Source organism: Albidovulum sp., assembly GCF_041919395.1.
Taxonomy (GTDB): Bacteria; Pseudomonadota; Alphaproteobacteria; order Rhodobacterales; family Rhodobacteraceae; genus Albidovulum.
In genome coordinates, this window is record NZ_JAYRTX010000036.1 from 19,557 (window position 1) to 28,899 (window position 9,343).

Here is a 9,343-nt window from a genome sequence, read left to right on the forward strand (position 1 = left end):
TGAAACAATTGAAACACGCGGCAGCCCGGCGCGACAACACCCTGAAACGGCAGGGCTGCAAGGTGACGCCACACCCGGACGTCGGGTGCCGCCGGGTCGACCCGGTGCCCGACCAAGAGGAGTTCCCCCAATGCACCGCGCGACCATCGCGACCATCCGGATCGTACGACCAAAGCCCGAGTTCGTCGGGCCGTACTGCCGCTGGCCGCGACGCGGCGTGAAGCGGTTCCATCGAGAATTCGCGGTGGCGCGCACCGGCTCCCGGGCCGAAGCGCACCACGTCCGCGGCGTTCTCCCCAGCAACTGAAGGATTCCCCCGATGAAAGACACACATCAGTCCATCCTCGGTACCATCGGCAACACGCCGATCGTGCGGATCAACAAGCTCGCGCCCGAAGGCGTCGAGGTTTTCGTGAAGCTCGAGGCTTTCAACCCGATGGGTTCGGTGAAGGACCGGCTCGCCCTCGGCATCATCGAGGCGGCCGAACGCGACGGCTCGCTGAAGCCGGGCCAGACGGTGATCGAGGCGACCTCCGGCAATACCGGGATCGGTCTTGCCATGGTCTGCGCCGCCAAGGGGTATCCTCTCGTCGTGACAATGGCCGAGAGCTTCTCGGTCGAGCGGCGCAAGCTGATGCGCTTCCTGGGCGCGCGGGTCATCCTGACGCCTGCATCCGAAAAGGGCTCCGGCATGCTCGCCAAAGCCCGGGAGCTGGCCGAGCAACACGGCTGGTTCCTTGCCCGTCAGTTCGAGAACGAGGCCGGGCCGGATATCCATTCCCGCACAACCGCGCGAGAGATCCTCGAAGAGTTCGCAGACGTGCCGCTCGATTACTGGGTTTCAGGGTTCGGTACCGGCGGCACGATGAAGGGTGTCGCCCGCGTCCTGAAGGCCGAAAGCCCCGCGACGCGGATCATTGCCGCCGAACCGGACAACTCGCCGCTCCTCGGCTCGGGGATCGCCCAGGTCTTTGCCGAGGACGGCAGCCCCGCGGCCAGCCATCCCGCCTTCCGCCCGCACCTAATGCAGGGCTGGACACCCGACTTCATCCCCCGGCTCGCGGCCGACGTCGTCGCGGCCGGCCATATCGACGAGATCCAGCCAGTGCAGGGCGATGCGGCGCTTGAAGCCGCGCGCGCGCTTGCACGGCACGAGGGCATCCTTTGCGGAACTTCCGGCGGGGCGACCTTCGCCGCCGCACTCGAGGTCGCGCGACGCGCGCCGAAGGGATCGCGCATACTCGCGATGTTGCCCGATACCGGCGAACGCTACCTTTCGACGCCGCTCTTCGCCGACATCGGGGAAGCGATGAACGAGGAGGAAAGCGCCATCGCCGCCTCGACTCGGCGCTTCCGCTTCGATGCCGCCGCGGCACCCGCACCCGCTGCGACGGCCGCCTCGGCCCCCGATCCTTCGGTCAAGGCGATTGACCATGTCGCAGAGGTTCTCGCCGAACGGAACCAGCCGGTGGTGATGTTCGCGCTTGAATGGTGCGAGTTCTCCTGGTCCGTCCGCAAGCTCTTTGCGGCCGCGGGCATTCCCTATCGCTCCGTCGATCTCGACGCGCCGGATTACCGCGAGAACGACTGGGGCGGCGAAGTGCGCCGGGCGCTCGCCCGGAGGACCGGCGCGGCGACCATCCCGCAGATCTTCGTCGCCGGCGACTACATCGGCGGCGCCAGCGAGACGCTCGACGCCTTCGACAGTGGCGCGTTGCAGAAACGCCTGACGGCAGCCGGCATCCCCGTCCGTGATGCCGGCATCCCGAGCGCCCGCCGCTTCCTGCCGGGCTGGGTGCATCCCCGCAAGCCCGCAGCCGCATGAAGCCCCCTCCGGAAAGGAACGCACGATGACCCGGACAACCGACGCCCCTTCACGCTACCGCTGGATCATCGTGGCGATCGCCGCGGCGATGCTCGCGGTCGCGATGGGGCAACTCGTCAACGGACTCTCCGCATTCTTCACCCCGCTCGAGGACGAATTCGGCTGGGGGCGGGGGGCCATCGCCTTCATCAATACCGCGGGGCTGATGGGCATCGCGCTTGGCGGGATCGTGATGGGCTTCGCCGCCGACCGGCTTGACATACGGCGCGTGGTGCTCTTCGGGGCGACGGTCACGGCACTCGGCATGATCGTGGCCTCCGCGGCGCGGGAACTCTGGCAACTCTATGCCGTCTTCTTCGTCACGGGCGCGTTCGGCGGCGGAGCGCTCTTCGCACCGCTCTTCGCGCTCGTCGGCGTCTGGTTCCGTACGGGCGCGGGGCTTGCCATCGGGATCGTCGCGGCCGGACAGGCGATCGGGCAGGGAGGTATCCCGCTTGCCAATGCGATCCTGATCGAGGCGCTCGGCTGGCGGGGCACGCTGCTGGCGCTCGGCCTCGTCGCGCTTGCGACGCTGGTTCCGCTCGCACTCCTCGTCCGCATCCCCCCGTCCGTCCAAGGAGCCCCCGCAGAGGCTGCCGCCGAGGTCGAACCGCCGATCCCGGTCCGGTGGCTGGTCGTCCTGATGAGCGCGGCCGTCCTTTGCTGCTGTAGTCTCATGTCGGTGCCGTTGATGCATCTGGTGCCGCTGATCCAGGGCTGCGGGATTCCTGCTCCCGAGGCGGGCAGCGTCGTCTTCGTCATGATGCTGGCCGCAATTGCCGGGCGAGTTGCCTTCGGGCGCCTCGCCGACATGATCGGCGCCGTTCAGGCCTATCTGGCCGCCTCGGCCTGGCAGACGGCGCTCGTCTTCGTGTTCACCCGGATCGACGACCTCAGCCTGTTCTACATCTTCGCGCCGGTCTACGGGTTCGGCTATGCGGGCGTGATGACGGGGGTCCTCACGACGATCCGGTCGCTGACCCCGGCTGTCCGCAGGGCAAGTGCGTCGGGCGTCATCCTCGCCTTCGCCTGGGCCGGGCACGGACTGGGCGGGTATCTCGGCGGCGTCTTCTTCGACATGACCGGCACCTACGACCTCACCTTTGCGGTCGCGGTCGCGGCGGGCGTTGCCAACCTCACTGTCGTCGCGCTCGTGTTCATCCTCGTGTTGCGGCGCGAGCGGCGGGACGAGGGCCTCGTTTCCGCGACCCCCGGGGTGGGGTGACGGGGGCCGGCTCGATCCCAGCGAGCGGGCGCCGGAACCTGGTGCCCGGCCTCAGTCTCGGGGCCCCTGGCGGGACAGATCCCTCTCCGGGACCGGCACGAGGGCCCGCTCGGCGAAGAGCAGCCCTGCCGTGCTCGTGCCGACAAGGGGCCAGATCAGCAGGCAGTTCGCCACCGGCATCCCTGACAACAGACAGGCGATCATCATGGCGAAACCGAACATCGACGACAGAACCAGGATACCGATCATCACCATACTCCTCGGAAGCGCGCCGCCATGGCGCCCTGCTCACAAGCCACCGAAACCGCTTCCCACAGCGGCGCTGGCCCCGAGCAATGCAGCGGCACAGACAACCCCGTTCACAAATCCCGTCGACACGAGCAAAAGGCGCGGCATCCGCGGCCGATCGGCGGAAGACTCCTCGGGTCGATCCCCGAAATATCGGGAAACAAAATCAAACACGTTCGCAACCTTACGCATCATCTCACTCGTTAGTCAGTCAAATCAGATGGTTGCGAGTATGACCGGTAAGCACCTCTGGATGCAGTTGTCTTGTTGGACAGGTCCACGGAGCCAGCTGCGGACAATTGGGTCGGCCGGCGTCGGTTCGTCCTCCCGCGCGCTAAAGTCGGCCAGATTCAAGACACGGCGCTGCCGGGATTCCGCCCGATGCGTTACCGCTTTCGGCGTTTCGCAGGAAGGTCCGCTTCGGTGAATGTTCCTTGCGCCGAGACGCGGAGGACATGGGCCGGCCGTCGATCCGGTGGACCGAGGGCCGCGGCGAGACCCCGGAGCGCAAGGGGAGGGGGGGCGGAATGACGGATAGGCACAGGATCGGGCGCCGCACCGAGGTCGTCGGCATCTCCCCGAACGACGAAGCCGTCGCCCCATTTCGCCGTGGTGTCCTCAGCAGGCTGGTTCGCGCCGAACATCGCGGCGACGATCAGCAACAGCATCGAGAGTCACTTCCCCGGTCGTCGATCCGGAGATAAGGTTGCGGCTCGGAGGAGGCACGACTTGGCCGACGCGTCACGGCACATTCCGCGAGTGGTGGCGACAGACGAATGCGAACCAGTCTCAGCAAGGACAGGATGGCTGTCCCTTATCCCGCGCAGAGACCACGCCACTCGGCAAGAGCGGCACTGCGGTTTCGTTCGAAACTGGTTCGTGGGTGGAGACTGCGTTCCGTGTTGAAGAGGTTGTGGACCGAGGCGTGGACGGATGCGAATTTCTGGAGCGTTCGCATCCGCCGGAAGCGGACCATCGCCCGCTCCCGCCTTCCGAACGGCTGGTGCGAGTTCTCCGCCCGGTTGTTCATCCACCGGCCGGTTTGCTGGCGATCACGAATGCCGAGTTCGCAGAGCGCGGCGCCATAAGTGCGCAGCCGGTCAGTCACGAGTTCACCGGCGCCGCCGTGTCGCTTCAGCGATTTCTTGAGGAATTTCAGCGCTGCTTTCTTGTCACGCTTCTTGGTGACGAAGCTCTCGAGCACCTCACCTTCATGATCGACCGCTCGCCAAAGGTAATGAAGTTCGCCGTTGATCTTCACGAAAACCTCGTCGAGATGCCAACGCCATCGGCTCGAGCGCATGCCCTGGACGCGCCGATTGCGGATCTCCCTGGCGAACATCGGCCCGAACCGATGCCACCAGAACCGCACTGTCTCGTGGCTGATGTCGATGCCGCGCTCGTGCAACAGGTCCTCGACATTCCGCAGCGAGAGCGGAAAGCGGATGCACATCATCACCGCCAGGCGGATCATCTCGGGCGAGGTCTTGAAGTAGCGGAATGGAGAACGCTGGGTCATCCCAAGACGCTAGTCAGCCCCCTGCCCCGACGCAAGCCGAGGTCCTCTGACACCGCCTCGCCGAGCGCTACCTCGCGCGGATCCTGCACCTCGCCGGTCTCTCGCCGCGCATCCAGGCCGCCATTCTCGACGGGACCCAGCCGGCCGAACTCACGCTCGAGCGCCTCGCCACGATCCAGCTTCCGCTCGACTGGTTGGCGCAGGAACGGCTCCTCGGCTTTGCCCGCTGAGCGGTTTCCCTGCTCGGGGCAATTCTTTCCCTGATCGGCCGAATTCCTTCCCTGTTCGATCGCGCAGGGAATTGTCCGGGCAAGCCATTGTAATGGCTGCGTGAATCCTGGCGCCAATCGGTGAAAACGGCCGCGAACTCGGAAAATTCGCTGAAAATCCGGCCGGAACAGCGAAAGCGCACCGGGCGTTCGGGCCAGGAGAGACGGCCCGCCGTTTTGGTGCGGAACCGCCCGCTACCGTGCGTCTCTCTGCTCTGACGGGATTGGTAACTGCCCGGAATCGCGCGGGAATTCCGCGGGAAATCGGCGACAGGGAATGAGACGGGGTGCGGTGGCGGAGTGGAAGGGATTCGAACCCTCGAGACGGTTTCCCGCCTGCACCCTTAGCAGGGGTGTGCCTTCGACCACTCGGCCACCACTCCGCCTGCCCGTTTAATGGCGGGCGCCGGGCGGAGCAAGGGGAAACCGGCGTCCAGCCGGCGTCCGGTAGCCGTCGGATCTTCGTCCGGCATCCGCTGCGACAATCTCTCGACGGCGGTTCCCAGGGGCGAGGCACGACGAAGCCCGCAAAGCTGCTTGACAGGGATCGCGCGTCAAGCAACTATACGAAAGTTCAACAAGGAGCGCTTATGGCCCGCAAGGCGCGTTTCGACATCCTGTTCGAACCGGTCCGGATCGGTCCCAAGACCGCGCCCAACCGCTTCTTCCAGGTGCCTCACGCGTCCGGCATGACCAATGCCAACCCGCATGTCCGCGCGGCCTTCCGCGGCATGAAAGCCGAAGGCGGCTGGGGCGTCGTCTCGACCGGCGCCTGTTCGGTGCATCCAACGTCGGACGACAGCCCGTTTCCCTTTGCTTCGCTCTGGGACGAGGCCGATGTCCGTGCCCATGCGGTGATGACCGAGGCGGTGCATGCCCATGGCGCGCTTGCGGCGGTGGAGCTCTGGCACGGGGGGGCGGCGGCGGTGAACCGGACGACGCGGCATGCACCCCTTTCGCCCTCCGGTGTGCCCTGGATGGCCACCCATGTCGGCTTCATGTCCTCGGCGCGGCCGCGGGTGATGGATCGGGGCGATATCCGCGACCTGATCCGCTGGCATGCCGAGGCCGCCGTGCGCGCCGAGCAGGCCGGGTTCGACATCCTCTACGTCTATGCCGGGATGGGCTATCTGCCATACCAGTTTCTCCTTGCCGACTACAACCGCCGCACCGACGCCTACGGCGGATCGCCTGGCAACCGGGTGCGGCTTGTCGCGGAACTGATCGACGCGGTGCGCGAGGCGACCCACGGGCGCTGCGCCGTCGCGTTGAGGATCTCGCTGCAGGAACTGAGGTCGCGCCCGTCCGACTCCGCCCCATCGGAGGCGCACGAGGTGATCGCGCTCCTGAAGGACGCGCCCGACCTCTTCGACGTGAAGATGGACTATTCAGCGACCGACTGCGCGCCCTCGCGCTTCGCGTCCGAAGGCAGCCACGAGCCGGTGGTCGATTTCGTCAGGAAGCTGACCGACAGGCCGGTCGTCGGCGTCGGCCGCTTCACCTCGCCCGACACGATGGTCTCAATGGTCCGGCGCGGTGTGCTGGACCTGATCGGCGGCGCGCGACCCTCCATCGCCGATCCTTTCCTGCCGCGGAAGATCGACGAGGGGCGCGAGGACGAGATCCGCGAATGCATCGGCTGCAACATCTGCATCTCTTCCTGGCACGACGGGGTCTGGGTCCGCTGCACGCAGAACCCCACGGCCGGCGAGGAATGGCGGCGCGGCTGGCATCCGGAGACCGTTCGGCGGGACGGCGCGGGTTCCGTACTGGTCGTCGGCGGCGGTCCGGCGGGGCTTGAGGCGGCGTTGACGCTGGGGCGGCGCGGCTTCCGGGTGACGCTGGCCGAGGCCCGACGCGAGTTCGGCGGGCGGCTTCTGTGGGAATCGCGGTTGCCGGGCCTCCGGCAATGGTTCCGGGTCGTGGATTACCGGCTCGGCCAGTTGCGGCGGATGGCCAACGTGTCGCTACATGCCGAAAGCCCGATGGGGCCCGAGGAGGTGCGCGACTTCGGCGCGGATCATGTCGTCGTGGCGACAGGTGCGCGCTGGACGGCGAACCTCTGCGGCGCGAACGAAATCCCCACGGTGCCGCTCGTCGCTCCGCGCGTCTACACGCCCGACGACATCGCCGCCGGCGTCGCCATCGCGGGGCCGGTCGCCGTCTTCGATTTCGACAACTACTACATGGGTTCGGCCATCTCCGAGCATCTGGCGGCGCAGGGGCTCCAGACGACCTATGTCACAAGCGCCGGTTCGGCGCAGGCCTGGGGCGTCATGACGAACGAGCAGCCGCAGGTCCACCAGGCCTTCCGCCGGGCCGGGATCGGTTGCCGGACGCTTCAGGTCGTCGAGGGCTTCGACGGCGAGAGTCTGGCGCTTTCGCACGTCTTCAGCGGCGAGCGGCAGGAAATCGCTGCGCGGTCGCTTGTGATCGTCGGCCAGAGGGAGGGTGGATCGCCGCTTTACGATGCACTTCGGGACGGCGGAGCCCCGGTCGTCCTGACCGGCGATGCCAACGCGCCGGGCGCCGTCGCGCATGCGGTCTGGCAGGCGCATCGCGCGGCGCGCGAGCTTGCCGCCGCGCCCTCCGCCATCTCTGTGCGCCGCGACGCGCCCTTCGCCATGCGCGATCTCGGGCCCGGGCGGGAGGCGGCCGAATGACCCCGCGCCGACGCCAGCGTGCGGAACGCAAGGGTGGCACCATCCAGCCTGCGTTCGGCCAGCGACCGCGCCCCTACGATCCGGTGGCGGTGCTGAGTACCGATCAGGTCGCGGCGATCCACGGCGCGGGCCTCGAGATTCTGGCCCGGATCGGGATGCGGGTGCTCGACGGACACGCGCGGGGACTGTTCCGCGGCTCGGGGGCCGAGGTCGCGGGCGATATCGTGCGGCTCGATCCCGGACTCGTGGAGGAGCGGCTCGCGACCGTCCCTGCCCGCTTCCCGCTGCACGCCCGCAACCCCGCCCATGATGTCACGGTCGGCGCCGATCTCTGCGTCTACGCCTCGGTCGGCGGGCCGGCCTATGTGATGGACAACGACCGCGGGCGGCGCGACGGCAGCTTGGCCGAGATGTGCGATTACCTGCGGCTCGTGCAGGTGCTGAACGTGATCCATCAGGAGGGCGGCGGGCCGTTCGAGCCGATGGACTTGCCCGCCAATACCCGGCATCTGGACATCTACCGCGCCCAGATCGGGCTTCTCGACAAGACATGGCAGGGCCAGACATTGGGCCGGGCGCGGACGATGGACGGAATCGAGATGGCGGCGATCGCACTCGGGACCACGCCGGAGGGACTTGCCGAGCGACCCGCGCTTCTCGGGGTCATCAACACCAACTCGCCCCTGCAACTCGACATTCCGATGGCCGAGGGGCTGATCGCCATGGCCGAGCATGGCCAGGCGCTCGCGATCACGCCCTTCACGCTGGCGGGCGCGATGGCTCCGGTGACGCTTGCGGGCGCGCTCGCACAGCAGCATGCCGAGGCGCTGGCCGGCATCGTCCTGACCCAGATCGTGCGACCCGGCGCGCCGGTGCTCTACGGCGGCTTCACCTCGAACGTCGACATGCGTTCGGGCGCGCCGGCCTTCGGCACGCCGGAATATGCCAAGGCCGCCCAGGCCTCGGGCCAGCTCGCCCGGCTAGTCGGCGTGCCCTTCCGGTCCTCGAACGTCACCGCGGCGAACGAGGTCGATGCGCAAGCGGCCTACGAAAGCCAGATGGCGCTTTGGGGCGCGCTCATGGGCGGGGCGCATCTTCTGGAGCATGGGGCAGGGTGGCTTCATGGCGGTCTGACGGCGAGTTTCGAGAAGCTGATCCTCGATGCCGAGCTTCTGATGATGATGGATGCCTATTTCGAGCCGATCGACACCGGGCCCGAGGCGCTCGCGCTCGATGCCATCCGCGAGGCGGGGCCGGGCGGGCATTTCTTCGGCACCGGGCACACGATGGCGCGGTACGAGACCGCGTTCCATGCGCCCCTGCTGTCGAACTGGGACAGCTACCCCACCTGGCGCGACCGCGGCGGCATCGACGCGCGGGCCCGTGCGAATGCCGTCTGGAAGGCGCTTCTGGCCGACTACGAGGAACCGAGCCTCGACCCCTCCGTCGCCGAGGCGCTGGACGATTACGTCGCCCGCCGCAAGGCCGAGGGCGGAGCACCGATGAACTGAGGCG

6 protein-coding genes, 1 tRNA gene and 1 pseudogene are annotated in these 9,343 nt (G+C 67.6%); 5 read left to right on the top strand and 3 right to left on the bottom strand.

The features are described 5' to 3' along the window. Positions 1-319: 319 nt before the first annotated feature. The 3 genes and pseudogenes from cysK to ACMUOO_RS08115 all read left to right on the top strand — a co-directional run. A pseudogene (cysK, locus tag ACMUOO_RS08105) lies at positions 320-1,357 on the top strand (cysteine synthase A); the annotation flags it as partial. 117 nt (positions 1,358-1,474) lie between these two features. Further along, positions 1,475-1,825 (top strand): glutaredoxin, encoded by a 351-nt coding sequence (locus ACMUOO_RS08110; RefSeq protein ID WP_301920568.1) that lies wholly within the window; start codon positions 1,475-1,477, stop codon positions 1,823-1,825. 25 nt (positions 1,826-1,850) lie between these two features. Then, positions 1,851-3,089: an MFS transporter gene (locus tag ACMUOO_RS08115; RefSeq protein WP_301920556.1), complete on the top strand. Its 1,239-nt coding sequence runs from the start codon at positions 1,851-1,853 to the stop codon at positions 3,087-3,089. Between the two features lie 51 nt (positions 3,090-3,140). On the opposite strand, the gene ACMUOO_RS08120 is transcribed toward ACMUOO_RS08115, so the two are convergent. The 3 genes from ACMUOO_RS08120 to ACMUOO_RS08130 all read right to left on the bottom strand — a co-directional run bounded on the left by ACMUOO_RS08120 (position 3,141) and on the right by ACMUOO_RS08130 (position 5,548). Next, positions 3,141-3,338 carry a hypothetical protein gene (locus ACMUOO_RS08120; RefSeq protein WP_301920557.1) on the bottom strand — a complete coding sequence of 66 codons (198 nt, stop codon included), beginning with the start codon at positions 3,336-3,338 and terminating at the stop codon, positions 3,141-3,143. 853 nt (positions 3,339-4,191) lie between these two features. Then, complete coding sequence (locus ACMUOO_RS08125; RefSeq protein ID WP_301920558.1) at positions 4,192-4,896, bottom strand: IS6 family transposase; 705 nt, start codon at positions 4,894-4,896, stop codon at positions 4,192-4,194. A gap of 562 nt (positions 4,897-5,458) precedes the next feature. Then, positions 5,459-5,548, bottom strand: a tRNA-Ser gene (locus tag ACMUOO_RS08130). 207 nt (positions 5,549-5,755) lie between these two features. On the opposite strand from ACMUOO_RS08130, the gene ACMUOO_RS08135 reads away from it, so the two are divergent. Both ACMUOO_RS08135 and ACMUOO_RS08140 read left to right on the top strand, forming a co-directional pair. Further along, a complete protein-coding gene (locus tag ACMUOO_RS08135; RefSeq protein WP_301918477.1) occupies positions 5,756-7,828 on the top strand; it encodes an FAD-dependent oxidoreductase in 2,073 nt (690 codons plus the stop codon). Continuing rightward, the gene (locus tag ACMUOO_RS08140; RefSeq protein WP_301918478.1) at positions 7,825-9,339 is read left to right on the top strand and encodes a trimethylamine methyltransferase family protein; all 1,515 of its coding nucleotides are present in this window, start codon (positions 7,825-7,827) and stop codon (positions 9,337-9,339) included. The genes ACMUOO_RS08135 and ACMUOO_RS08140 overlap by 4 nt, the downstream gene beginning before the upstream one ends. Positions 9,340-9,343 lie beyond the last annotated feature (4 nt).